The 21,031-nt window shown below is 68.3% G+C and carries 24 protein-coding genes and 1 pseudogene; 7 read left to right on the forward strand and 18 right to left on the reverse strand.

From position 1 onward, the window contains the following. Positions 1 to 28: 28 nt before the first annotated feature. The 4 genes and pseudogenes from OG912_RS02740 to OG912_RS02755 form a co-directional block, all read right to left on the reverse strand. A pseudogene (locus tag OG912_RS02740) lies at positions 29 to 242 on the reverse strand (transposase); the annotation flags it as partial. Between the two features lie 80 nt (positions 243 to 322). Next, positions 323 to 1,537: an MFS transporter gene (locus tag OG912_RS02745; protein WP_327707991.1), complete on the reverse strand. Its 1,215-nt coding sequence runs from the start codon at positions 1,535 to 1,537 to the stop codon at positions 323 to 325. After that, positions 1,534 to 1,998: an ArsI/CadI family heavy metal resistance metalloenzyme gene (locus OG912_RS02750; protein WP_327707992.1), complete on the reverse strand. Its 465-nt coding sequence runs from the start codon at positions 1,996 to 1,998 to the stop codon at positions 1,534 to 1,536. Before OG912_RS02750 ends, OG912_RS02745 begins: the two co-directional genes overlap by 4 nt. Positions 1,999 to 2,058: 60 nt before the next feature. After that, positions 2,059 to 3,456 (reverse strand): NAD(P)-binding domain-containing protein, encoded by a 1,398-nt coding sequence (locus OG912_RS02755; RefSeq protein ID WP_327707993.1) that lies wholly within the window; start codon positions 3,454 to 3,456, stop codon positions 2,059 to 2,061. Between the two features lie 104 nt (positions 3,457 to 3,560). Here OG912_RS02755 and OG912_RS02760 point away from each other — a divergent pair, with 104 nt between their 5' ends. Further along, a complete protein-coding gene (locus OG912_RS02760) occupies positions 3,561 to 3,926 on the forward strand; it encodes an ArsR/SmtB family transcription factor (protein ID WP_327707994.1) in 366 nt (121 codons plus the stop codon). A gap of 21 nt (positions 3,927 to 3,947) precedes the next feature. Here OG912_RS02760 and OG912_RS02765 read toward each other — a convergent pair whose 3' ends face one another. Beyond that, complete coding sequence (locus OG912_RS02765; RefSeq protein ID WP_326656688.1) at positions 3,948 to 4,274, reverse strand: ArsR/SmtB family transcription factor; 327 nt, start codon at positions 4,272 to 4,274, stop codon at positions 3,948 to 3,950. Between the two features lie 63 nt (positions 4,275 to 4,337). On the opposite strand from OG912_RS02765, the gene OG912_RS02770 reads away from it, so the two are divergent. Then, on the forward strand, positions 4,338 to 5,381 hold the full coding sequence (locus tag OG912_RS02770; protein WP_327707995.1) for a flavin-containing monooxygenase: 1,044 nt from the start codon (positions 4,338 to 4,340) through the stop codon (positions 5,379 to 5,381). 210 nt (positions 5,382 to 5,591) lie between these two features. Here OG912_RS02770 and OG912_RS02775 read toward each other — a convergent pair whose 3' ends face one another. Next, positions 5,592 to 6,374, reverse strand: coding sequence for a TSUP family transporter (locus OG912_RS02775; protein WP_327707996.1), 783 nt, complete (start codon positions 6,372 to 6,374; stop codon positions 5,592 to 5,594). Between the two features lie 497 nt (positions 6,375 to 6,871). On the opposite strand from OG912_RS02775, the gene OG912_RS02780 reads away from it, so the two are divergent. Further along, entirely contained in the window at positions 6,872 to 7,081 is a 210-nt protein-coding gene (locus OG912_RS02780) for a hypothetical protein (RefSeq protein WP_327707997.1), read from the forward strand. 156 nt (positions 7,082 to 7,237) lie between these two features. Here OG912_RS02780 and OG912_RS02785 read toward each other — a convergent pair whose 3' ends face one another. The 3 genes from OG912_RS02785 to OG912_RS02795 are packed head-to-tail and all read right to left on the reverse strand — an operon-like array spanning position 7,238 to position 9,738. Beyond that, positions 7,238 to 8,317 carry an ArsO family NAD(P)H-dependent flavin-containing monooxygenase gene (locus OG912_RS02785; RefSeq protein ID WP_443060937.1) on the reverse strand — a complete coding sequence of 360 codons (1,080 nt, stop codon included), beginning with the start codon at positions 8,315 to 8,317 and terminating at the stop codon, positions 7,238 to 7,240. A gap of 3 nt (positions 8,318 to 8,320) precedes the next feature. Beyond that, entirely contained in the window at positions 8,321 to 9,433 is a 1,113-nt protein-coding gene (gene arsB, locus OG912_RS02790) for an ACR3 family arsenite efflux transporter (protein WP_443060938.1), read from the reverse strand. Beyond that, positions 9,430 to 9,738 carry an ArsR/SmtB family transcription factor gene (locus OG912_RS02795; RefSeq protein WP_327707999.1) on the reverse strand — a complete coding sequence of 103 codons (309 nt, stop codon included), beginning with the start codon at positions 9,736 to 9,738 and terminating at the stop codon, positions 9,430 to 9,432. The genes arsB and OG912_RS02795 overlap by 4 nt, the downstream gene beginning before the upstream one ends. A gap of 92 nt (positions 9,739 to 9,830) precedes the next feature. On the opposite strand from OG912_RS02795, the gene OG912_RS02800 reads away from it, so the two are divergent. The 3 genes from OG912_RS02800 to OG912_RS02810 all read left to right on the forward strand — a co-directional run bounded on the left by OG912_RS02800 (position 9,831) and on the right by OG912_RS02810 (position 12,004). After that, positions 9,831 to 10,244 carry an arsenate reductase ArsC gene (locus tag OG912_RS02800; RefSeq protein ID WP_327708000.1) on the forward strand — a complete coding sequence of 138 codons (414 nt, stop codon included), beginning with the start codon at positions 9,831 to 9,833 and terminating at the stop codon, positions 10,242 to 10,244. Further along, positions 10,241 to 11,248, forward strand: a complete 1,008-nt coding sequence (trxB, locus tag OG912_RS02805; RefSeq protein ID WP_327708001.1) for a thioredoxin-disulfide reductase — start codon at positions 10,241 to 10,243, stop codon at positions 11,246 to 11,248. The genes OG912_RS02800 and trxB overlap by 4 nt, the downstream gene beginning before the upstream one ends. A 282-nt stretch (positions 11,249 to 11,530) precedes the next feature. Then, complete coding sequence (locus tag OG912_RS02810) at positions 11,531 to 12,004, forward strand: GNAT family N-acetyltransferase (RefSeq protein WP_327708002.1); 474 nt, start codon at positions 11,531 to 11,533, stop codon at positions 12,002 to 12,004. A gap of 113 nt (positions 12,005 to 12,117) precedes the next feature. On the opposite strand, the gene OG912_RS02815 is transcribed toward OG912_RS02810, so the two are convergent. After that, positions 12,118 to 12,507 (reverse strand): ArsR/SmtB family transcription factor, encoded by a 390-nt coding sequence (locus OG912_RS02815; protein WP_285570428.1) that lies wholly within the window; start codon positions 12,505 to 12,507, stop codon positions 12,118 to 12,120. An 11-nt stretch (positions 12,508 to 12,518) separates the two neighbouring features. After that, complete coding sequence (locus OG912_RS02820; protein ID WP_326656698.1) at positions 12,519 to 12,848, reverse strand: ArsR/SmtB family transcription factor; 330 nt, start codon at positions 12,846 to 12,848, stop codon at positions 12,519 to 12,521. Between the two features lie 346 nt (positions 12,849 to 13,194). Here OG912_RS02820 and OG912_RS02825 point away from each other — a divergent pair, with 346 nt between their 5' ends. Next, a complete protein-coding gene (locus tag OG912_RS02825; protein ID WP_327708003.1) occupies positions 13,195 to 14,286 on the forward strand; it encodes a permease in 1,092 nt (363 codons plus the stop codon). 104 nt (positions 14,287 to 14,390) lie between these two features. Here OG912_RS02825 and OG912_RS02830 read toward each other — a convergent pair whose 3' ends face one another. Genes OG912_RS02830 through OG912_RS02860 form a run of 7 tightly spaced genes read right to left on the reverse strand, consistent with a single transcriptional unit; the run spans position 14,391 to position 20,992 of the window. Next, positions 14,391 to 15,209, reverse strand: coding sequence for an S-methyl-5'-thioadenosine phosphorylase (locus tag OG912_RS02830; RefSeq protein WP_327708004.1), 819 nt, complete (start codon positions 15,207 to 15,209; stop codon positions 14,391 to 14,393). Then, the gene (gene mtnC, locus OG912_RS02835; RefSeq protein ID WP_327708005.1) at positions 15,206 to 15,946 is read right to left on the reverse strand and encodes an acireductone synthase; all 741 of its coding nucleotides are present in this window, start codon (positions 15,944 to 15,946) and stop codon (positions 15,206 to 15,208) included. Before mtnC ends, OG912_RS02830 begins: the two co-directional genes overlap by 4 nt. A 1-nt stretch (position 15,947) precedes the next feature. Beyond that, complete coding sequence (locus OG912_RS02840; protein ID WP_327708006.1) at positions 15,948 to 16,523, reverse strand: 1,2-dihydroxy-3-keto-5-methylthiopentene dioxygenase; 576 nt, start codon at positions 16,521 to 16,523, stop codon at positions 15,948 to 15,950. Beyond that, on the reverse strand, positions 16,520 to 17,212 hold the full coding sequence (mtnB, locus tag OG912_RS02845) for a methylthioribulose 1-phosphate dehydratase (RefSeq protein ID WP_327708007.1): 693 nt from the start codon (positions 17,210 to 17,212) through the stop codon (positions 16,520 to 16,522). The genes OG912_RS02840 and mtnB overlap by 4 nt, the downstream gene beginning before the upstream one ends. Next, positions 17,209 to 18,231, reverse strand: a complete 1,023-nt coding sequence (gene mtnA / locus OG912_RS02850) for an S-methyl-5-thioribose-1-phosphate isomerase (protein WP_327708008.1) — start codon at positions 18,229 to 18,231, stop codon at positions 17,209 to 17,211. Before mtnA ends, mtnB begins: the two co-directional genes overlap by 4 nt. A 38-nt stretch (positions 18,232 to 18,269) precedes the next feature. Then, a complete protein-coding gene (locus tag OG912_RS02855; RefSeq protein WP_327708009.1) occupies positions 18,270 to 19,904 on the reverse strand; it encodes a metalloregulator ArsR/SmtB family transcription factor in 1,635 nt (544 codons plus the stop codon). A gap of 8 nt (positions 19,905 to 19,912) precedes the next feature. Beyond that, positions 19,913 to 20,992, reverse strand: coding sequence for an inorganic phosphate transporter (locus OG912_RS02860; protein ID WP_327708010.1), 1,080 nt, complete (start codon positions 20,990 to 20,992; stop codon positions 19,913 to 19,915). Between the last annotated feature and the right edge of the window lie 39 nt (positions 20,993 to 21,031).

Below are 21,031 nucleotides of genomic sequence, written 5' to 3' on the forward strand. Positions count from 1 at the left end.
CCGGCGGGCGGCTCCGCGGATGGGGCGGCCGCCAGGCGGCGAAGTAGTAGTAGGTCGCGCTCTTCCCACTAGCAACCGGTCCGTCCCTGGCACAGGATCGCGTTCACGATCTCCCGCACGTCGTAGGCACCTTGATGGCCTCTGACCGACCGATGCCGCCCCTTCCACGCGGTGATCACCGGCTCGATCAACGACCACTGCCCGTCCGATAAGTCACTCGGATTCGGCTTGCGTTCACTCACCCGGTCACATCACCAGATCAACGACCGTGAACCGGCAGATTCCGCCTCGACGCCACACCATCAGGCGACAGCAGATCCGCTCAAAGACTCACGAACCGCCCACTGAGTGCGGTGAGACAGGCAGCTGCGGCTACGCAGGCGAGGGCGATGAACAAATGAGGGTATCCGCCAAGCGATGCGGCCAAGGCTGCGCCGGCGAAGGGAGCAAGTGCTGAGGCCGTGGTGGTCGGCGCGGCAAGGATTCCGGACAGGCGGCCGTAGTGGGTGGTGCCCCATCGGTCGGTGATTGCTGTGGCCTGCAGCAGGGTGATGTTGCCGCGGACCATTCCGGCGGCAATCGAGAGCACCACCAGCAGCGAATACGGGCCGGGGGCCAGCGCGAGTGCCGCGGTGGTGACGCCGCCGAGCGCGATGAGCGCGGCCGTTCGGACGGTGACACCGGTTCGGGCGGCGAGTGTTGCGTACAGGGTGCGACCGAGGGTCTGTCCGGCGCCGCCGAGGCCGAGTGCCCATGCAGCCTGGCTGGTTGAGTACCCGCGCTCGATGAGGAGGGGGACCAGGGCGACGACTGCAGCGGACACCGCGAAGGCCGAAAGAGTGAGGGATGCGGCGAGCATCCAGAAGGGCCGGCTACGTGAGACCGCGGCCGCGGAGTCGTTGGTGTGGGGCGACGGTGGCGGCGCGGCGGGCCAGGGGGCCTTGAGTGCGAATAGGTGGGCGGGGATCGTGACGGCAGCAAGGATCACGGCAAGGACGGTGTAGGTCATGCGCCAGCTCATGTGGTCGGCGAGAGCTGCAGTCAGGGGCGCGAAGACGGTGGAGGCAAGTCCGCCGGCGAGGGTGATGATGGTGAGGGCGCGGACGTGATCGGGTGCCCACCAGCGGGTGAGTGCAGCGAATGCAGGCTGATAGAAGGTGGCTGCCATGGCCAGTCCTGCCAACAGCCAGCCGGCGAAGAACACCGGCAGGTTCGGGGCAGCTGCCATGACGAGCAGGCTTGCCACTCCGAGGACGGAGCCGGTGGTCATGACGGTGCGCGGTCCGCGGTGGTCGATGATCCGGCCGACCCGGATCCCGGCGAAGGCGGAGATGAGCAGGGCTGTGGAGAACGCGGCTGTCGTTGCACCGGCGGACCAGCCGGTGTCGGCTGTGATGGCCGGGTTCAGTACAGGGAAGGCGTAGTAGACGATTCCCCAGCTGGTGATCTGTGTGGCGCAAAGGGCTGGGAGCACGGCGCGGGGCCGCGACCGGTCCCCTGTTCCGGTCGCGGCCCCGCGGGCGTCAAGGTTGGTCACGGGCAGCAGCCACCGGCCTGGACCGGAGTGGACGGGTCGGCTACGGCGGCCGGGTCGGCGCAGCAGGTGCTGTTCTTCTGCTTGGCCATGGAGTCGGCGTCTGCCTTGACGACATAGACCTCCCACGGTTCCTGGCCGGGGCCGTGGACCCAGACCTTGTCCTGGAGGGCGTAGCAGCAGGTGGTGTCGTTCTCGACGTCGGTCGTCAGCCCTTGGTCCTGGAGGCGGGCGGTGGCGGCGTGGACTGCTTCCGTGGTGTCGACCTCGACGCCTAGGTGGTCCATGCGCGTGTCCTCGTCGAACTTGCCTTGGACGAGGACGAGTTTGAGCGGTGGGTCGGCGATGGTGAAGTTGGCGTAACCGTCACGCAGTTTCGCCGGTTCGGTGGCGAAGAGCTTGCTGTAGAAGGCGATTGAGGCTTGGAGGTCGGGGACGCGTAGGGCGAGCTGTACTCGGGACATGACGATCCTCCTGACGCAGGGTGGAAGCGCTCCGACCTAGGTAGGTCGGAGCGCCGATGTTCAGGACCCGCAGCATCCGCCGGACGCCGTGCCGGCAAGGGCTGCGACGGGAAGCGAGATTCCCGTTCCGATCTGTACGAGCGCTGGGGCTGCCGGGGCGCAGCAGCCGCCTTCGTCGGTCTGCCCGGCGGCGGGGTCATCGAAGAGTCCGGCGCCGCCGCAGACCCCGGTCTCGGGGAGGGTGAGTTCGACGCGGTCGGCGGCTTCGGTGTCGCCGGCGAGTGCGGCGGCGACGGAGCGGACCTGCTCGTAGCCGGTCATGGCGAGGAAGGTCGGGGCACGGCCGTAGGACTTCATGCCGACCAGGTAGAAGCCCGGCTCGGGGTGGGACAGTTCGCGGTGGCCGTGCGGGTAGACGGTGCCGCAGGAGTGCTGGTTCGGGTCGATGAGCGGGGCGAGCTCCACCGGCGCCTGGAGGCGCTCGTCCAGGGCGAGGCGGAGCTCCGACAGGAAGGACAGGTCGGGGCGCAGGCCCGTCAGGACGATGACCTCGTCCACCGGGTCGAGGCGCCGGCCGTCCTCGCCGACCAGGACCAGGCGGTCGTCGTCGGTGGGCTCGATTACTTCGGTGCGGAAGCCGGTGACGGCCTCGGCGTGGCCGTTGTCGACGGCGGTCTTGGCGGCCAGGCCCAGCGCGCCGCGGGCGGGAAGCTGGTCGGCGGAGCCGCCGCCGAAGGTGGAGCCGCTGATGCCGCGGCGCAGGACCCACACCGAGTGGGTGCCGGGTTCGTCCTTCGAGACGGCGGCGAGGGCGGCCAGGGCGGTGAACGCGGAGGCCCCGGAACCGATGACAGCGGTGCGCCTGCCCGCGTACCGGGCGCGGACGGCCGGGTCCTTGAGGTCGGGGATGCGGTAGGAGATTCGGGCGGACGCGGCATGCTCGCCCAGGGCGGGGAGGCCGTCGGCGCCGATCGGGGCGGGGGTGGACCAGGTACCGGACGCGTCGATTACGGCGCGCCCCAGGATCCGCTCCTCGACACCGTCGCCACGCGTGATCCGGATGGTGAAGGGCTGCTGCTCGCGGTCCGCGTCGACGATCCGGTCCCGTCCAAGGCGGGAGACGCCGGTGACGGTGGCGCCGTAGCGGACCCGGTCCCCGAGGACATCGGCGAGCGGCTGGAGGTACTGCTCGGCCCAGTCACCGCCCGTGGGGTAGGTGTCCGCGGCGGGCCGGACCCAGCCGGTGGGCGCCAGGAGCTTCTCGGCGGCCGGGTCCGTCAGCTCGCTCCAGGTCGAGAACAGCCGCACGTGCGACCAGCCGCGCACCGCGGTGGCGGCGGTCGGGCCGGCCTCCAGGACCAGGGGTTCGATGCCGCGTTCGACCAGGTGGGCGGCTGCCGCCAGTCCGGCGGGGCCGGCGCCGATGACGACGACCGGGAGGTCTGCAGTGGTGGTCATGGCGGTGATGTCCTCCGGGATGAGCGACCACTCCGGGCCGCTGTTTCGACTGTTGTCTATATCCAAAGGTTGCCACCGGTATCGACGAGTGTCAACATAGACGCATGTCGAATTCAGAGATTGCGGAGCTGCCGATCCTCGATACGGATGCCGTGGTGCCGTGCTGCCCGCCGATCACCGCCGGGGAGCTGTCGCAGGAGGACGCGGAGCGGATGGCCGCGATGTTCAAGGCACTGTCCGACCCGGTACGGCTGCGCCTGTTCTCCAAGGTCGCCTCACACCCGGGCGGCGAGGCGTGCGTGTGCGACATCTCCGACGTCGGCGTCTCCCAGCCGACCGTGTCCCACCACCTGAAGAAGCTGCGCGAGGCCGGCTTGCTGACCTCGGAGCGACGCAGCACCTGGGTCTACTACCAGGTCGCCCCGCCGGTCGTCGCCGCCATGTCCGCCATGCTCGACCTCCGCACCTGACCTTCGACCGACTTCTGAGCGTCAGCCGTTGCAGTCAGGCGGGCAGCAGCGCGCCAGGTACGCCTGGAGCGCAGAGACGCGCAGGGTCATCGTGGCGCCGTCGGCCCGGTAGTAGACCTGCTTGCCCTCCTTACGGGAGATCACCAGGCCGCCGCGGCGCAGCAAGCTCAGGTGCTCCGAGGCGGTCGACGGCTTCAGCGCACAGCGGTCGGCGATCTCGCCGACCGTCAGCTCGATCCCGCCGGCGAACTGCTGCAGCACCTTCTGACGCGTTTCGCTGGCCAGGGCCTTGAGGAAGTCAGCCGTCGCCGGATCCACCACGGACGCCTCGATGCCGTTCTCTGTCACAGCTCCCTGCCAAACATTTCGTCACTTCCCGAAATAACGACTCAAGTGAAGGATTACGTTCTCATGGAACATGCCGATCTCATCGTCATCGGCGCCGGGCAGTCCGGCCTGGTCACCGCAGCCCTTGCCCCACGTCACGGCTTCACCCGCACTCTGGTCCTGGAAGCCGCAAAGGAACCGGGCGGATCGTGGCCGCGCTACTACGACAGCCTCACGCTGTTCTCCCCTGCCCGGTACTCCTCCCTTCCCGGCATACAGTTCCCCGGCGACCCGGATCGCTACCCACGACGGGACGAAGTCGTGAACTACCTGCGCGACTACGCCAACCGCCTACTCGCCGACATCCGCACCTCGACCTCTGTCACCTCTGTAACGCACCAGGATGGTGCCTGGTCCGTACTCGCCGACGACGGGCGGAAGTTCACCGCCGGGGCGGTCATCGCCGCTACCGGCGACTACGGCACCCCCTTCACTCCGGACCTTCCTGGCCGGACGGAGTTCGGCGGCCAGGTACTGCACGCCGCCGACTACCGCAGGCCCGACGCGTTTACAGGGCAGCGAGTCGTCGTGGTCGGCGGAGGCAACTCCGCGATCCAGATCGCTGCGGATCTCGGCGCGATCGCCGACACCACCCTGGCCAGCCGACGCCCGATCGGGTGGATGCCCCAACGCCCGCTCGGCCGGGATCTGCACTGGTGGCTCAAGCACACCCGCCTCGACATCGCACCGATCCGACGGCTACTGGCGAAGGTCCCCGTCTCCGTGATCGATGACGGCCACTACCTGGCTGCACTGGACCGACACGGCGTCGAACGCCGCGACATGTTCAGCCGGTTCACCAACCAGGGCGTGGTGTGGGCCGACGGAACGAAGGAAGCCGTCGACACGGTCCTGCTCGCCACCGGCTACCGGCTCACCTTCCCCTACCTGCACGACAGCGGCGCCGTCGGCGCCGATGGCGCGCCGCTGCACAGGGGCGGCATCGCCAGCACCGTGCCGGGATTCGGTTTCGTGGGCATGGAGTTTCAGCGCAGCTTCTCCTCCAAGACCCTGCGCGGCGTCGGCCGGGACGCGGAGTACGTGCTGTCGCGGCTGCGGAAGCACTGAGTGGCTCTGTTCATGAGAACGGGCTCTGGCTCGACTTCTGTGAAGCGGAGCAGGAACGCCGCGTTCGGAAGGTCGCTCCTCCGTCTGACTGCGAGATATCCGGGCACGGCCTCGTCCGGACTCGGTATGACCGCTGACATCACAGAAGATGAGTCAGAGCTCGAGTTTCGACGGCATCCCAGCGCGGCAGAGGCGGCGATTGCTGGACGGTCAGCCCCGTACCTGCACCGCGTAGAGCGCGCCAACGCTGATGGCCAGGACGGCAAGCAAGAGGCGCAGGGCAGTTTCGGGCAGGCGTGGCTGGAGGTGTGCGCCGAGATATCCGCCCAGGAGTCCGCCGACGCCGCAGGACAGGCCCAGAAGCCAGTCGGGGGCAACGTCGCCTGTGGTGGTCAGGGAAAGCAGTGCGTAGGTGGCCGCGCCGACGATGGAGGTCACGAAGGTAGAGGCCAGAGCTGCAGGTGCGACGGTGGCGACCGGGGTTCCGCGGCCGACGAGGATCGGTCCGAGCAGGGAGCCGCCTCCGATGCCGTAGATGCCGCCGACGACGCCGACCACCAGGGCCAGCGTCCTCGTGGTGCGTGGCGGGAGCGGTTGCGGGTCACGGGCCGGTGCCGGACGTACGGTCCGCAGCCACAACCACAGCCCGAGCGGCAGGAGGAGTGCTGCGACGAGCAGTCGGAAGACGCGCGGGCCGGGTACGGCGAAGACTCGGATCAGGGCGCCGAGCACGACGCCGGGCAGGGTGCCGGAGATCAGCAGCCAGGTCAGCGGCGTTCCGAGACGGCCAGTCCGCGAGTACCGGAAGAGGGCGCCGGGGCCGGCCACGACGTTGTAGAGCAGGTTCGTTGGTGTCACCGCTGGGCTCGGCACGCTCAGCATGCTGAGCTGAACAGGCAGCAGAAAGACCGCTCCGGAGACGCCTACGGGCGCCGTGGCTACGGAGATCATCAGCCCTGCAGAGAAACCGAGCAGTCCCATCGACCAGTCCACGAGGGCCCCCTCGGCGATCCGCTCCCGGTGCCCGACGAAGGCTCCGGCTCAGGTGCCCCGTTCTCGTGAACATCGACCCCGACCTGATCCAACCGCCTCCCGAGGCGGTGAACAACTGCTGTCCAAACTCAGGCTCTGGCTCAACTTCTGTGACGCCAGCGGTCACACCGACTCCGAACGAGGCCGGGCCCGGATTCGCGCAGGTCAGACGAAGGCGCGACCTTGATGAGGATCTGTGAGAACGGCTCTGACCGGACTTCCGTGATGTCCCGGTTCGCTCAGCCTCGGCCACAGCAGATCCCCGGTTTGGATCACCGGTGCGCCTATACGGGTCGCTTCCGGGAGTCCCCCGAGCGAAAGATGCTCGGTGGGGGTAGGTCGCTTCGCGCAAGGTGAACTTGGGATCTGTGAGGAGATCAGCTGTGTACGCAGTAATTCGGCGTTACGAAGGAGTGACTGACTCTGCTGAGGCGGGACGCCGAGTGGATGAGGGATTCGTGCCTCTCCTCCGCCGAGTCCCCGGATTCGTGGCCTACTACTGGGTGGACGCCGGGGACGGAGTGATGGTCTCTACCAGCGTCTTCGAAGACCAGTCCGGGGCCGAAGAGTCGATCGAGCGGGCGGCGGACTTCGTAAGGGACAACCTCGCGTCGCTGCTCCCCAACCGTCCTCAGGTCACGGCCGGCATGGTTGTGGCTGCTGGGTAGCGACCTACGAAGGGTGCTGCTGAATCCCAGCCACCTCCACTCCGACGACCTGGCCCTTCACGAAACTCCGGCCAGAGCCGTGAAAACGGCCAATGCTGCTCCTCGTTCCCCACTCGGTTGCTGCCGTAACGACGACAAGCGCCGGCTCGGATGTCTTCAGCGGCTGAGGAGTTCAGCGATCTCTGAGGCGGCGTCGCGGGCCGGGCGGCCGACGCCGATGAGGGTGGCGGAGGCGGGGCCGGTCCAGTCGCCGTAGCCGAGCAGGTGCAGGCGCGGTTCCCCGGCCGCCCGCGTGCCGTGTGTGGGGATGTGGCCGCGTGATCCCCGAAGGCCCAGCGCGGCGAGGTGGGACAGGGCGGGGCGGAAGCCGGTGCACCAGATCACGGCGTCGGCTGCGGCCCGTGTGCCGTCCGCCCACTCGATGCCGTCGGCGGTGAGCCGGGTGAACATCGGGGACGCCTTGAGCAGTCCGGCGTCCCGCGCCTCGCGAACGGGTGGGACGGCGACGATGTCGCCCAGTGAGGCGACGCCGCCGGTATCAGTGCGTCCTTCGTCCAGGGCGCGGCGCCGGGCGGTCGCGGCGTCGAACAGGGCCCGGCCGTCGATGTCGTCAGCGAGGAAGCGTGGCGGGCGCTGGGTGACCCAGGTCGGATCGACCCCGTCGTGGGTGGCGAGATCCGCGGCGATCTGCGCTCCGGAGTTCCCGCCGCCGACCACGACGACTCGCTGCCCGGCGAAGTCGGATGGTCTCCGGTAGCCGGTGGTGTGCAGCTGCCGGCCGGCGAAATCGTTCCGGCCGGGGGTGGCGGGCAGGAAGGGGCGCCACCAGGTGCCGGTTGCCGAGACGACGGCCCGGGCGGACCAGGTGTCCTTGTCCGTCTCCACCCGCAGCCGATCGCCGTCCCGGCGTACCTGCTGGACCCGGACCGGGCGGTGAACGGGCAGTTCGTAGCGCTGCTCGTAGTCGCTCAGGTACTCCACGACGTGCCCGGCGTCCGGGTACTCGTGGCCCGGCTGGGCCGGCATGATCCGGCCGGGCAGCGAGGAGAAGGCGGCCGGCGAGAACAGGTGCAGGGAGTCCCAGGTGTGCTGCCAGGCCCCGCCGGGTGTGCCCTGCGCGTCCAGGATCACGAAGTCCAGCTTCTTGCGGCGCAGGTGGTAGCCGGCGGCGAGCCCGGCTTGCCCGCCGCCGATCACCACCACGTCCGTCTGCCTGGTCACGGTGTCAGGACGCATCGCTCAGGCGTCCTTTTGCGGGGTGGCGAGGGCTGAGGGGGCGAACTTCTTGCGCCAGGCCAGTGCGACGTACACCAGGCCGATCAGGACGGGGACCTCGATGAGCGGGCCGACGACGCCCGACAGGGCCTGGCCGGAGGTGACGCCGAAGGTGGCGATGGCGACGGCGATGGCCAGCTCGAAGTTGTTGCCCGCGGCGGTGAACGCGAGCGTGGTGGTGCGGTCGTACGCGAGGCCGAGGCCCTTGCCCAGGAGGAAGGTCCCGAAGAACATGATCGCGAAGTAGACCAGGAGCGGCAGCGCGATCCGTACGACGTCCAGCGGCTGGGAGGTGATGGTCTTCCCCTGGAGTGCGAAGAGGATGACGATCGTGAACAGCAGCCCGTACAGCGCCCAGGGGCCGATCTTCGGCAGGAATTTCGCCTCGTAGTTGCTGCGGCCCATCTTCTGCTCGCCGATGCGGCGGGTGAGGAAGCCGGCGAGCAGCGGGATGCCGAGGAAGATGACGACGTTCAGTGCGATGTGCCAGACGGACACGTCCAGGCCCTGGCCGTCGCCGAGGTTCATCCAGCGCGGCAGCAGGTCGAGGTAGAACCAGCCCAGCAGGCCGAACGCGAACACCTGGAACACCGAGTTCAGGGCGACGAGAACAGCGGCGGCTTCGCGGTCGCCGCAGGCGAGGTCGTTCCAGATGATGACCATGGCAATGCAGCGGGCGAGGCCGACGATGATCAGGCCCGTGCGGTACTCGGGCAGGTCGGGCAGGAAGATCCACGCCAGGGCGAACATGACGGCGGGCCCGACGATCCAGTTGATAACCAGCGAGGACACCATCAGTTTGCGGTCGCCGGTAACGGTGTCGAGCTTGTCGTAGCGGACCTTGGCCAGCACCGGATACATCATGACCAGCAGGCCCAGGGCGATCGGCAGCGAGATCCCGCCGACCTCGATCTTCGCCAGCGCATCGTTCAGGCCGGGAATGAGCCTCCCCAGGCCGAGCCCCAGGGCCATGGCCAGGAGGATCCAGACGGCGAGGAAGCGGTCGAGGGTGGAGAGCTGCTGCACGACCGAGGCATCCTCGGTCGTCGCGGGCGCGGGTGCTTGGGTCGGGGTCACGGGCATGCCCTCTTGTTCTCGGCGGCATTACGGGCGGAAGCCGCCAGGTCGGCGAACTGATCCGCGAGCTGGGTGATGACGTCGGGGCGGAGCTTGTAGTAGGTGAAGCGGCCGCAGGGCTCCGTCTCCACCACACCCGCCTCTCGCAGCACCCGCAGGTGGTTGGAGAGGTTCGTCTGCTTCGCCCCCGTCTCCTCCACCAGGTGTGTGGTGCACAGGGTCTCGCGGGCGAGCAGGGTCACGATCTTGAGCCTGAGCGGATCACCCAGCACCCTGATCAATTCAGTATCGACTGACGTCATCATGTACTGATACTGTCACATCAGTAGCCACTGACGCCATTCGGTGCTGATATCAATGACACCTGATCCCGCCGTGAGACAAGAGAGCCCCCCTGATGTCCGACAAGCCTTCGGTGCTGTTCGTCTGTGTACACAATGCCGGCCGTTCCCAGATGGCCGCCGCCTGGCTCAGTCACCTCGCGGGCGACCGCATCGAGGTCCGCTCCGCCGGCTCCGCACCGGGAGCGGAGGTCAACCCGGCCGCAGTCGAGGCGATGGCCGAAGTCGGCATCGACATCTCCGATCAAACTCCGAAGATCCTCACCGTGGACGCCGTGCAGGCGTCGGACGTCTGCATCACGATGGGCTGCGGCGACGCCTGTCCCGTGTTCCCCGGTAAGCGCTACCTCGACTGGAAGCTCGAAGACCCTGCAGGACAGGGCGTCGCAGCAGTCCGCCCCATTCGCGACGAGATCAAAGCCCTCATCGAGGACCTGATCGAGGATCTCGCCCCGGAGCCTGCGGCATGAGTGAACGCGTGCGCAACGTCATCATCATCGGCTCAGGACCTGCCGGGTACACCTCGGCCCTGTACACGGCCCGCGCCGAGCTCAAGCCTCTGCTGTTCGGCAGCTCGATCTTCGTCGGCGGCTCGCTGACCACGACGACCGAGGTGGAGAATTTCCCCGGCTTCCCTCAGGGTGTCGACGGTCCTGTCCTGATGGACAACATGCGGGCCCAGGCCGAGCGCTTCGGCGCCGAGATGGTCGACGACGACATCGTCTCCGTTGACCTCACCGGACCCGTGAAGCAGGTCACTGACAGCGCCGGGAGCGTGCATCGCGCGAAGACCGTGATCATCTCCACCGGCTCCGGGTACCGGAAGCTCGGGCTGCCGCTCGAAAACAATCTTTCGGGACGTGGCGTGTCGTGGTGCGCGACTTGCGACGGGTTCTTTTTCCGCGACCGCGACATCGTCGTCGTTGGCGGTGGCGACACCGCGATGGAGGAGGCCACCTTCCTCACCCGCTTCGCCCGTTCGGTCACCATCGTCCACCGGCGCTCGTCCCTGCGCGCCTCCCAGGTGATGCAGAACCGGGCCTTCTCCGACGACAAGATCTCCTTCGCTTTCGACAGCGAGATCGCTGAGATCAAGGAGGAGGGCGGAATGCTCGCCGGTGTGGTGCTGCGGGACACGTTCACCGGAAGACTGCGCGATCTACCGGTGACGGGGCTGTTCATCGCGATCGGCCACGACCCGCGGACCGAGCTCTTCACCGGGCAGCTCGACCTCGATGCCGAGGGCTACCTCAAGGTCGATTCGCCCTCGACCCGCACCAGCATCCCCGGTGTCTTCGGCGCGGGCGATGTCGTCGACCACACCTACCGCCAGGCCGTCACCGCAGCCGCGTCCGGGTGCGCGGCGGCACTCGACGCCGAGCGGTACCTCTCCTCGCTGACCGACCACACAAAGACCATCCCCTCGCCGGCCGGAGCCCTTGCCGAGGCCGTGACCAGCCACACCACCGTCTGATCACCCCCACCCCATAAGCACCAGCTTCTGTCCGCCGCGTTGGCGGACCTGGCGGACAGGAGCTGGCCCCCGCCTTCCGTGACCGCACGTGCGCGCAGGTCCCGCCCCGCCCCACCGCGCCCGTCGTCGCCGTGAATTCCATCGACCGGTTGGCGACTCCGACGTCCTCCGCCTCGGCCCTCTGATGAGCCCCGTCGTGCACTCGGAAAGAATTGCCGCAAGCACCTTCCCCACCGCACCCCAAGAGGAGAGCCCGTGCACGGCGCCTTCACCCTGGAACCCATGCATGCCAGCCATGCCAACCAGGTCCTGGCGGTCTACCAGGCAGGCATCGACGAGGGCAACGCCACCTTCGAAACCTGCGCACCGACGTGGGCCGCGTTCGACAGATCAAAGCTCCCCAGCCACCGTTTTGTCGCCCTACGGACGGACGGAACGCTCCAGGGGTGGATCGCTGCTTCAGCGGTATCCGCCCGCCCTGCGTATGCGGGCGTGGTCGAGCACTCCGTCTATGTCGCCCCGTCGGCACGGGGTCAGGGTGTGGCCCGGTCCTTGTTGGAAGCGTTCATCGCCTCAACGGAGGCTGCGGGAATCTGGACCATCCAGGCCGGAGTGTTCCCGGAGAACACCGCCAGCCTCCTCCTGCACGAGCGTGTCGGGTTCCGGGTTATCGGCACTCGTGAGCGCGTCGGTCGGCTGCACGGGGTGTGGCGTGACGTCCAGCTGATCGAACGCCGCAGTCCTGTAGTGAACTGACGGGCGGCCAAGGATCGTGCATCGCCTTCGCTCAACTCCCAGGCCCTTCAGCGACCGATCAGCGGCACTGTCGCCCCGGCGTTCTCCGCTCCTGGCATTCAGGGGTTGACCACCTATCGAACGGCCCTCACTGTCGCCTCGGGCGGGGAAACTGCTTCCGGGTCCGTGAGGAAGGTCCCGAGCAGGCTGAGAATGCCCGGCGCGAGCCGGTAGTAGACCCAGGTGCCGCGGCGTTCGGACGTCAGCAGCCCCGCCTCACGCAGCTTCTTGAGGTGATGGCTGACCGTGGGCTGCGAGACGCCGACATCGGCTATGTCGCAGACACACGCCTCGCCACTCGGGTGCGAGGCAACCCGGGAGAACAGGCGCAGGCGCACCGGGTCGGAGAGGGCCTTGAACATGACCGCCATGGTCTGGGCGGCCGGTTCGGACAGCGCTGCCGTGGTGATGGGCGGGCAGCAGGCGGCTATGCCGTCGGATATCTGCGACTTCTGCTCAGACATTCGTCCACGTTTCAGGCGGAGGCCGCGGGACGGCCCATGACGGCATCGGCAGCGCTGGGGAAACAAGCGACGCAGGCAACGTTGATCGAGTAAAGCATGGAGGTCCCCTGGCGTTCGCGCAGTACGAAGCGGACGTCGGCCAGGAGTTTCAGGTGGTGGGAGACCGTGGACTGCCCCACACCGACTCGCTCGACGATCTCGCCGACGTTCATCGCGCCAGGGGCGAGCGCGAGCAGGTTGAGGATCTGTACGCGGGTGGGGTCGGACAGTGCTTTGAACCACGTCGCATAGGACTCGGCGGTGGCTCGGTCGATCAGCTGGGCGTTCAGTGTGCCGCTCATGATCCATCGATGTTAGTCGATGGCGCGCGACAGAGGCAAGGTGCGTGCAACAGGCGACAGCACGCCGCACGACCACCGACGGAACGTTCGCGCCTATATGGACAAGAATCGATCCTGCCAAATCGGAGCCACCGGGAGGTCGGCCGAACCGCTTCCCACCCACAAGAGCCAGGGCCGATCGATCGGCCTGCATGAACAGGCCCTACAGGCCATTGCTCACCCGTTCTTTAATCGTCTATCATCGATATTCGATGAATGGGGGCGGGTTGTTGAGCCTCCCGTGCTGCCGACCGTGCAAGTTCGGCGAATTGACACCCGTGTGCCGCCTTCCCAGAGAGGTCCTCCTGTGAGCGAAGTGCAGGCCCTGAGCCTGTTCATACTGCGCGAGTTGCTGCACTACCTCCCGTGGTTTCTGGTAGCCATCGTTCTGGGCATCGCCGTTCAGCGGCTGTCCATCGACGTGGTCGCCAAGCGCAGTTTCGCCAACGGCCGCGGAGGGATCCTCGGCATCGCGATCACCACGGCCATCGGCGCTTTCAGTCCGTTCTGCTCCTTCACCGTCATTCCGCTCATCCGGCGCTTTCTGATCGCTGGGGTCCCTCTGTCGGCCGTGATGGCCTTCTGGATCGCCTCCCCCGCAATGGACCCCGAGATCTATGCCCTGTCCGCCACGCAGCTCGGCCTTCCCGTAGCAACAGCGCGTCTGGTCGGCGCGCTGATCCTCAGCTTCGGGGCGGGTCTGATCGTCCTGGCAATGGAGCGCCGGGGGCGCTTCGCCAATCCGCTGCGCGAAGGCACCAAGGATTCGGCTCCTGCCAAGGCGTGCTCCCAGACGGCGGTCGAGGCCCCTGCATGCTCGGCGGTGCAGTCTCCTGCCCCGGTCTCGGTCGGCGCAGGTTCCGCTCCCGGAGCCGGCGAGCCTGCACAGGATGCCTCCACCGGTACGAGCTCCTGCGAGGCGGCGGCGAATGCCCCCGACGAGGACGATGGCACGCCTTGGCGGATCCTGGTCAGGCGTGACATCAAGAATCTCAACGCGGTTGAGATCCTCAAGGAAATCGTCAGTGACTCGCTCATCCTGGGCCGCTGGCTGCTGCTGGCCATCGTGCTGGAAGCGCTGATCGTCCGCTACGTGCCGAGTGATGTCGTCAGCTCCATCCTGGGAACGGACGGCATCTTCTCCGTCCTGCTTGCCGGACTGATCAGTGTTCCGCTCTACCTCAACGGCGTCGGAGCCATTCCGGTCGTCGAGGGCTTGATGAATCAGGGCATGGCGGCGGGCGCCGGCGTCACCTTCCTCCTGGGCGGTGCGATCACGACCATTCCCGCGATGGTCGCGGTCCGCAGCGTCGTGAAGGGCAATGTCTTCGCCTTCTACCTCGGCGTGGGCCTGGTGGGCAGCGTCGGCATCGGGCTGGCCGCCCTGCCGCTCCTGTAGGACCGCTCCCCCGCCCCTGCCGGCCCCCGCTGCGCCACTCAGGCGCAGCGGGGGCCGTTCGCGCGGAAGGTTCCTGATCCCGGTTGGGGCGGCACCGGACTCGTTCAGGGCAGGTTGATGGGCAGCGTGATGCCGTCGAGTACTGCCGCGCAGCTGCAGGGGCGCGTGAGGTCGAGCTGGGCGATGGCCTCAAGAACCAGGCCCTTCAGCACTTCGACGTTCTCACCGAAGATGCGGAAGACCTCGTCCTGCGAGACACCGTCGCCTGCCTGTACGCCCGCGTCGTAGTCGGTGACCAGTGCGATCGGGGTATAGCACAGGGCCAGTTCGCGGGCCAGGACGGCTTCGGGGTGCCCGGTCATGTTGACCACGGACCAGCCGGACGAGGCGTACCAACGGGATTCGGCCCGGGTGGAGAATCTGGGCCCCTCGATGACCACCATGACGCCGCCGTCGTGGGCGGGGAGGCTGGTGCCGGCGGCGGCCTTGACCACGGTGGTGCGGCCGGCGGGGCAGTAGGGGTCGGCGAAAGGCACGTGGACCGCGCCTTCGTCGAAATAGGTCTGCACGCGCGAGGTGGTTCGGTCGACGAGTTGGTCCGGAATGACGATGCTGCCCGGTCCGAGCTCCGGGCGCAGCGATCCGACGGCGCAGGGTGCCAGAACCTGGCGTACTCCCAGTGAGCGCAACGCCCAGAGGTTCGCGCGGTAGTTGATGCGGTGGGGCGGGTGGCGGTGGTCGGTGCCGTGGCGGGCCAGGAAGGCGACCTGCCGGCCGGCGACCTTGCCCAGAGCTATCGGGTCGGAGGGCTCCCCGTAGGGGGTGGCGATGTGGACGAGCTGCGCACCGTCAAGGAGTGAGTAGAAGCCGCTGCCTCCGATGACGGCGATGTCGGCCTGCGGGCTGGGGGTGTGGGTGCTCATGGGCGGGATCCTTCGGCGTGCGTGGGAACGCCGGTTTGCGCGCCGGCCCGGATGAGAGGTGTCAGTGAGGTGAGCAGGCGATGGGCCGGAGGTGCGGGACGGGGGTCGTCCGGGCGGCGGACGGCGAGGGTCTGGAAGCCTGCGGTGGCCGCGGCATCCAGTTCTTCACCCGAGTCGCTGGCGAAGAGGACGAGCGCCGGTGGTGTGCGGATGGCTCTGGCGATGCTCAGGTAGGAGGCGGCATCGTGCTTGGGGCCGGCCGAGTTGAGGTCGAAGTGGCCGTCGAGGAGCAGGGTCAGGTCGCCGTGGGCGGTGTGGGCGAACCAGTCGCGTTGGGCGGCTTCGGAGCCTGAGGAGTAGATGTAGCGGGCGATGCCTTGTTCCCGCCAGGCGGCGAGGGCCGGCGGGACGTCCGGATAGACGTGACCGGTCAGTTCGCCGGCGGCGTATCCGGCTGCCCAGATGTGGCCCTGGAGGTTCTTGAGGGGTGCTGCCTTGGTGTCGGTGTCGGCCCATTCTTCGAGCTGGGTGATCACATCGGTGGGGTCGAGTCGCGGGTCGCCGAGGTCGGTTCGGACTGCTTGGAGGATCTGCTGGCCCTGGTCGGTGTGGTGGTGGGCGGTTATCCACGGGGCGATGCGCGTGCGGGCGTAGGGGAAGAGCACATCGCGGACGTGGGAGAGGGCGCCTGTGGTGCCTTCGATGTCGAGGAGGACTGCCTGGTGGTGCGGGTTCATGTCAGTCCTCGGCCAGCAGTGCGTCGAGGCGGGGGAAGGAAGCGGCGATGGGGTCTGCGGTGAAGTCGCCGACCCAGCCGTCCTCCTTTTCGAAGAAGCGGATGGCGGCGAAGTCCGGTACGGGGCCCATGTCGAACCAGTGCCGGGTGCCGGCGGGGACGGACAGGAGGTCGCCCGCCTCGCATACGACGGCGTGGACCTTGTCGTCCAGGTGCAGGTAGAAGCAACCGGTGCCGTGGGCGAAGAACCTCACCTCGTCTTCGTCGTGACGGTGTTCTTCGAGGAACATCGAGCGGGCCGCGTCGGCACGCACGGCCCATGCGGGGCTGTCCTCGGGATGGAGTCGGGCCACGTCCACCAGACGCAGGCCCTGCTCGGCGCACAGGGCGTCGACCTCCTTGCGGTAGGTCTCCAGCAGGTCGGCGGGGGTGGTGGTGGGGGCGACCTTCAGCCGCACCGGCCAGCGGCTGAAGGACGCTCCATGTGTGCGCAGCATGTCGGTGATCTCGGCGGTGTCGCGGGTCCGGGTGAGGACGGTGCCGGGTGCTTCGACCGGCATGACCTGAAGGAGTGTCATGAGTGCTCCGCGGTGGGTGAGGTGTCAGGTGTGGTGGTGGTGCTCAGGGGCGTAGCTGCCAGGACCAGGAGCTGGCAGATCGCTTCCAGGCATTCGAGACGGTTGCGAGCCTGGGCAAGGGAGTTGCCCCAGGTGGTGATGCCGTGGTCGGCGATGAGCAGTCCGGGCGGAGCGCCGGGGGTGGCCGTGGCCCAGGCTGCGACGTTGTGGGCGATGCGGGGGACGTCGGGCCAGTTGACGAAGACGGGCACGGTGGTCCGGGAGGGGTCGGCCAGACCGAGGCCCTTGAGGAGCTCGTAGCGTTCCAGGTGCAGAAGGCTGGTGTGCTGGGGGTGCTGGGCTCGGGTGGCGATGACGGTGGCGTACGGCGAGTGGACGTGGATGACGGCTTGTGCGTCGGTGGTGCGGTAGAGCGCGGAGTGGATGCAGGTTTCGGCCGAGGGGCGCTGGGACCCGGTGCGGACGGGTTCGCTGGTGTGGGCGTCGATCTCGACCATGTCCTGGTTGGTGAGTTCGCCCTTGTCCCGGCCGCTGGCTGTGATGAGGGCACGCTGCGGCTGGTCGGGCAGGAGCATCGACAGGTTGCCTGCGGTGCCGGGCATCCAGCCCTGCTCGTACAGGTGGCGGCTGGTGGTGGCCAGTTGCCCGGCAGTTGTGCGGCCGGTGCTGGTGGCGGGTGCGTAGGTCATGCGTGGTCTCCCTTGGGCCAGGTGATGCCGTCCTCGGAGATGACCGCTGTGATCAGCTGGGCGGGGGTGGTGTCGAAGGCGGGGTTGAAGGCGCGGGTGGAGGCCGGCGCGGTGAGTTTCCCGGCGTAGTGGGTGACCTCGTGGGCGGGGCGCTGCTCGACGACGATGTGACTGGCACCGGGGATCGTGGCATCACGGGTCGATTCGGGGGCCACGACGAAGAACGGGACGCCGTGGTGATGGGCGGCCAGGGCGAGGGCGTACGTACCGATCTTGTTGGCGACATCGTGGTTGGCGGCTATGCGGTCGGCTCCCACCAGGACGCAGTCGACCAGGCCCACTGCCATGGCGGTCGCGGCCGCGGAGTCCACGCACAGCCGGTGCGGGATGTCGGCCTCGGCGAGTTCCCATGTGGTCAGGCGGGCGCCTTGAAGGAGTGGTCTCGTTTCGCCCACCAGGACTTCACGGACTCGGCCGGATTCGGCGAGGGCGAGGATGGTGCCCAGAGCGGTTCCGACTGCGGCTGTGGCAAGGCGGCCTGTATTGCAGTGCGTCCATATGCTCAGCGGTTTGTCGGGGCAGGTAGAGGTGACTGCGTCGACGGCGTGCGTGACCATGCGCAGGTTGACGGCGATGTCCTGGTCCAGCATGTTCAAGGCTTCTGCCAGGACCGCGTCGGTGCCTTCGGGAAGGTGGTGCAGGACCCGGTTTACGGCCCAGGCGAGGTTGACGGCGGTGGGGCGCACGGCGACGAGCCGTTCTGCATCTGCCCGCACCGCTCCGGGGTCGGGTGCCGGTCCGGACAGATGGCGGCGAGCTGAGAGGGCCACGGCCAGGGCTCCGGCCAGTCCGATGGCCGGGGCTCCGCGGATGGCGAGGGTAGCGATGGCCTCGCTCACTTCCTCGACCGTGGTCAGCCGGATCTGCCGGGTCTCGTGAGGCAGGGCGCGCTGGTCGAGGGTGACGATCGTGCCGTCGTCCCAGGCCAGCGACGACTGCACGGTGCCGGGTGGGTTCACTGGTGGGTGTCCCTTCGGGTTGGGCCTGTGCCGACGGTTCAGCTGGCAGGGGGCTGGGCTCGCAGTTCGATCAGTGCGCTCGGATCGGCGAGGTCGGCGGTCACCTGCTCGGGGTCCTCGCCGACGGCGATGACGTATCCGTAGCGGTTGAGGTAGGCGCGTGGCGGCAGGGCGAGTGCGGTACCGGGGCCGGCGGTGGCCACGGCGCGATGGATGGTGGGGCCGAGGCGGTCGGTCCGGACGGTCACGGTGGCCGCGATGCAGTCCTGGGCCGGGTAGAGGAAGCGGATCGCGGCGGTGTTACCGGTGCGGGGTGTGGTGTCGGGGGCGAACCCGGCGGCCACGTGGGCGGCGGCGACTGCGGGGTCGGTGCCGGTGGCGAGGGCTCCGAGATAGGGGATGAAGTCACCGCCGAGCCGGGCGTTGATCTCGATCAGCCGGGGGCCGTGGGGGGTGAGTTTGAACTCGGTGTGCGTGGCGCCGTGGACGTAGCCGATCGCTTTGTGGATGCGGTTGAGCTGGTCGAGAAGTTCGGGGTCCTCCATGAGCGGGTCGGCGCCGTGGACGGTGTGTCCGATTTCCTCGAAGTAGGGGTTGCAGCCGACCTGCTTGCGGGCCAGGACCATCGGGGTGCAGACGCCTTCGGTGATGACGGCGTCGATGCTGATCTCCTCACCGGTGACCAGTTCCTCGATCAGGACGTCGGCTTCGTAGCGCGGCACTCCGGCGTAGGTGGCCCCAGCGGCGACCGTGTACGCCTGGCGGACGGCGGCCGGGGTGTCGGCGCGCAGGACGCCCATGCTTCCGGCGAGTCCGCGGGCCTTGACGACTACGGGGTATCCGATGGTCTCTGCTGCGGCGGTTGCCTCATCGGCGTCGGCCACGGGGATGGATGCCGGTTGCGGGATCTCGGCTTCGGTGAGGAGGGCGCGGGTGGTTGCCTTGTCTCGGCAGGCCAGGACCGCGCGCGGCGGGCTGCCGGGCAGGCCGAGGGTCTGGGCGAGCTGCGCGGCGGCGTGCACCAGTGACTCGTCGTAGGTGAAGACCCCCACGACGGGAAGAGCGGCGGCGACGGGACCAGCAGCTTCGTACAGGGCGCGGACGTCTTTGGTGTTCAGCACCGTGGCGCCTTCGATGTACGGAAGTTGCCAGGTGGGCTCGTAGGCATCCAGGAGCCAGAGGCGGAAGTCACGGGTGATCGCGGCGAGGATGTACTCGCGATAGCGGCGGTCTCCGCTGCCGATGAGCAGGAGGACGGGGGCCGGCGTGTCGCCGGTGGGCGGGGTGGTGGCGTCCATTTCGGGCCTCTTGATGGGCGTGTGACCGTCGGGGTGATCGGCTGCGGTGCGGGGACTGGCGCGGCCGGGGTGGTAGGGGCCGTTGCCGGTGAGGAGACCTGCGGGGAGTTGGGTGAGGCAGTGGTCGTCGAGGCTGTAGAGGATGCTGGTTCCGGCTCGGGCGGTGGTGAGGAAGCGGGCCTGGCGCAGGATCTTGAGGTGGTGGGAGACCGTCGACTGGCTGAGCTTGAGGTGGTCGACGATGACGCCCGCTGGTACCGGGCGTTCCTGCCGGCTGACGAAACGCACGATGAGAATGCGTGTCGGGTCGGCGAGGGCCTGGAACCAGCGGGCGTACTCCTCGGCGGTTGCCCGCTCGAGTGAGGGCTCGTGCACGAGGGTGGTTAGCGGGCCACCAGGAAGACCAGGGCGGCTACCGCTGCGGCGAAGGGTGGGGTCACCAGCCAGGCGATGAGGAAGTGACGCAGTGTCTTGCCGCTCAGACGGTTGAGGTTGGCCCCGGCCGAGCCCGCGATGGCGCCCGTCGAGGTGTGGGTGGTGGACATGGGCAGCCCGTAGCCGGCGCCGAGGCCGACCAGGGTGGCGGTGGTGATGTTGGCCATGAACCCTTCGCGGTGGTTCATGCGGATGACGCCTTCACCCAGGCGCTGGGCCAGGCGCATGCCACCGGTGAGGGAACCGAGGGCCATCGCTCCGGAGACCAGGAGCATGATTTGCCAGGTCGTCATGCCGGCCGGGACCAGGGCGAACGCGCCGATGGCGACGATCTTGGGGGTGTCGTTGAGGCCCCGGGCGAAGCCGGTGGCACCGCTGGTGAGCCAGTGCGCGGCGGCCAGGACGCGCCCGGCGGGGGGCTCGGTGGCGGTGGTCGGGGCGGCGTTGACGCGTTCGGCGGCCAGCACGGCTCCGCCCTCGCCTGCCGGGGTGGCCGGGGATGCGGGTTCGGCGGTCGCTTCCGGCTCAGTGGTGGGGGGCTTGGAGGCGGCGCCGCGGTTGAAGACCAGGGCCAGGATCAGGGATATGGCGTAGGCGATGCCGATGCTGACGAGCAGCGGGATGATGAGCTTCTCCGGAATGGCGCTCCAGGCGATGGAGTCGGATGCGAGCAGCATCCCGGCGCCCAGGAGGGCGCCGATCAGGGCGTGGGTGGTGGAGACGGGCAGGCGCAGGACGGTCGCGAGGGCGACCCAGGCGACCGCGCCGGCGAGCACGGCGACGGCGAATGCGTCGGTCGGTTCAGCGGTGACGATGCCCGCGGAGAAGAGCTTGGTCATGCGGTCGGCCAGGGCCAGGGAGCACAGGCATCCGGCGAGGGTGGTGACGGTGCCCCACACAATGGCGGTGCGGTACTTGGTCACCCCCGCCCCGGCGAGGGTGGCGACGCCTTTGGGGACGTCATTGCTGCCGTTGGCGGCGGCAAGGGCCGCTACCAGGATGAAAACGAGCACGACAGTGAAAGACATGGCGGTGTCTCCAGTGTGTGAAGGGGCCGCGGCCATCAG

It is taken from the genome of Streptomyces sp. NBC_00464 (genome assembly GCF_036013915.1).
Classification (GTDB): domain Bacteria; phylum Actinomycetota; class Actinomycetes; order Streptomycetales; family Streptomycetaceae; genus Streptomyces.

Bases quoted from the DNA above. Each gene is read 5' to 3' on its own strand.
- OG912_RS02750 (WP_327707992.1), bottom strand. From the start codon at position 1,998: ATGTCCCGAGTACAGCTCGCCCTACGCGTCCCCGACCTCCAAGCCTCA.
- OG912_RS02755 (WP_327707993.1), bottom strand. From the start codon at position 3,456: ATGACCACCACTGCAGACCTCCCGGTCGTCGTCATCGGCGCCGGCCCC.
- OG912_RS02760 (WP_327707994.1), top strand. From the start codon at position 3,561: ATGTCGAATTCAGAGATTGCGGAGCTGCCGATCCTCGATACGGATGCC.
- OG912_RS02770 (WP_327707995.1), top strand. From the start codon at position 4,338: ATGGAACATGCCGATCTCATCGTCATCGGCGCCGGGCAGTCCGGCCTG.
- OG912_RS02785 (WP_443060937.1), bottom strand. From the start codon at position 8,317: ATGCGTCCTGACACCGTGACCAGGCAGACGGACGTGGTGGTGATCGGC.
- OG912_RS02795 (WP_327707999.1), bottom strand. From the start codon at position 9,738: ATGATGACGTCAGTCGATACTGAATTGATCAGGGTGCTGGGTGATCCG.
- OG912_RS02800 (WP_327708000.1), top strand. From the start codon at position 9,831: ATGTCCGACAAGCCTTCGGTGCTGTTCGTCTGTGTACACAATGCCGGC.
- trxB (WP_327708001.1), top strand. From the start codon at position 10,241: ATGAGTGAACGCGTGCGCAACGTCATCATCATCGGCTCAGGACCTGCC.
- OG912_RS02810 (WP_327708002.1), top strand. From the start codon at position 11,531: ATGCATGCCAGCCATGCCAACCAGGTCCTGGCGGTCTACCAGGCAGGC.
- OG912_RS02815 (WP_285570428.1), bottom strand. From the start codon at position 12,507: ATGTCTGAGCAGAAGTCGCAGATATCCGACGGCATAGCCGCCTGCTGC.
- OG912_RS02820 (WP_326656698.1), bottom strand. From the start codon at position 12,848: ATGAGCGGCACACTGAACGCCCAGCTGATCGACCGAGCCACCGCCGAG.
- OG912_RS02830 (WP_327708004.1), bottom strand. From the start codon at position 15,209: ATGAGCACCCACACCCCCAGCCCGCAGGCCGACATCGCCGTCATCGGA.
- mtnC (WP_327708005.1), bottom strand. From the start codon at position 15,946: ATGAACCCGCACCACCAGGCAGTCCTCCTCGACATCGAAGGCACCACA.
- OG912_RS02840 (WP_327708006.1), bottom strand. From the start codon at position 16,523: ATGACACTCCTTCAGGTCATGCCGGTCGAAGCACCCGGCACCGTCCTC.
- mtnB (WP_327708007.1), bottom strand. From the start codon at position 17,212: ATGACCTACGCACCCGCCACCAGCACCGGCCGCACAACTGCCGGGCAA.
- OG912_RS02860 (WP_327708010.1), bottom strand. From the start codon at position 20,992: ATGTCTTTCACTGTCGTGCTCGTTTTCATCCTGGTAGCGGCCCTTGCC.